The organism is Bradyrhizobium sp. BRP22 (assembly GCF_020194175.1).
GTDB lineage: Bacteria > Pseudomonadota > Alphaproteobacteria > Rhizobiales > Xanthobacteraceae > Bradyrhizobium.
In genome coordinates this window covers 1-1406 of the sequence record NZ_JADYVX010000095.1, presented here as the reverse complement: position 1 = coordinate 1406, position 1406 = coordinate 1, and the positions used below count along the sequence as shown (strand labels likewise).

Sequence of the window (1406 nt, the reverse complement as noted above, 5' to 3'; positions counted from 1 at the left end):
GAGTTAATGGCATGGACCACGCCCGCTCTCAGCGGCAACGTGCAGCCCGGCGGGGGGCAGCAGCAGGAGCGCAAGCCATGTCGAATACGAACCTTGTCACAATCGGCATCGATCTCGGGAAGAACACATTCCACGTCGTCGGTCTCGATGCCACAGGCGCAATTACGCTACGCAAGAAGCGGTCGAGAAATCAGCTTGACCAGTCGCTGGGCAATATTCCGCGTTGTCTGATCGGAATGGAGGCGTGTGCAGGCGCACATCATCTGGGGCGCAGGCTCGAGAAATTAGGCCATCAAGTACGGCTCTTGCCGGCGCAGTACGTCAAACCATACCTCAAGGGTCACAAGAATGACTTTCGGGATGCTGAAGCGATCGCCGAGGCCGCTCAGCGGCCGACAATGCGGTTCGTTCCAGTGAAGTCAGCCGAACAACTTGATTTACAGGCACTACACAGAGTTCGCAGTCGATTGGTGACGCAGAGAACGGCGGTCATCAATCAAATCCGGGGCTTTTTGCTTGAGCGAGGGCTACCAGTGCGGCAGGGAGCGGCAGCACTCCGACTGGCACTTCCTCAGATTCTCTCAGCGCCAAACGACAACTTATCGCCTCGCGTGATCCAGCTCATTCAGGACTTGGCCGAGGACTGGCGCTATCTCGACCGACGGGTCGCGTCAATGACGAAAGAAATCGACGAACTCGCTGATCAAGATCCACACTGTCGCCGCCTAATGAGTGCGCCCGGCGTCGGGCCGATCATCTCAAGCGCGATGGTCGCCGCCATCGGAACCGGTGATGCCTTCCATAAAGGCCGAGACTTTGCAGCATGGCTTGGTCTGGTACCAAAGCAAATCTCGACCGGCGATCGAACCATTCTCGGGCGCATATCGAGGCGCGGTAATCGGTACCTGCGAACGCTGTTTATTCAAGGTGCCAGAGCCGTACTTCTGCAGCGTCAGAGTTGGCCTCGGCATGGCTTCGCAGCCTGGTTAGAGGCAGCGTCGAAGCGGCTCCACTCCAATGTCTTGGTTGTTGCCCTGGCCGCAAAACTTGCGCGCATGGCCTGGAGCATGCTCGCAAAGGGCCGTGACTACGACGCCAACCTCCTGGGCCGCACCGCATAAGAAACAGGGCCGGAAAGGAAAATCCAAGGTCGGGATCAGAAGGCACAATAACCCGCCGAGGTTTGCGAGACGGAAAGGACGAATGGAGAAACGGTTCCACCGACACTTCTGAAGCCTGGTTCGACTCCATGGCCCTTCTTGAGGCCGGCGAGTTATTGAGGACAGAAGTGAGCGGATATCCATGATGGCTCGGGGCAACAGCCCCAAATTGAAGCCGGATAGATTGGCGCAAACCGCTTCATCCCTTTGTCGATTCCTCTTGCAACGCGGGCGTGGTCCATAGAT

General features: G+C 57.7%; 1 protein-coding gene. It reads left to right on the top strand.

Annotated elements, in window-relative coordinates; genetic code table 11:
• Nucleotides 1–77: 77 nt before the first annotated feature.
• A complete protein-coding gene (locus tag I6F35_RS39495) occupies nt 78–1121 on the top strand; it encodes an IS110 family transposase (RefSeq protein ID WP_128944741.1) in 1044 nt (347 codons plus the stop codon).
• The last annotated feature ends 285 nt before the right edge of the window (nt 1122–1406 follow it).

Bases quoted from the DNA above. Each gene is read 5' to 3' on its own strand.
- I6F35_RS39495 (WP_128944741.1), top strand. From the start codon at position 78: ATGTCGAATACGAACCTTGTCACAATCGGCATCGATCTCGGGAAGAAC.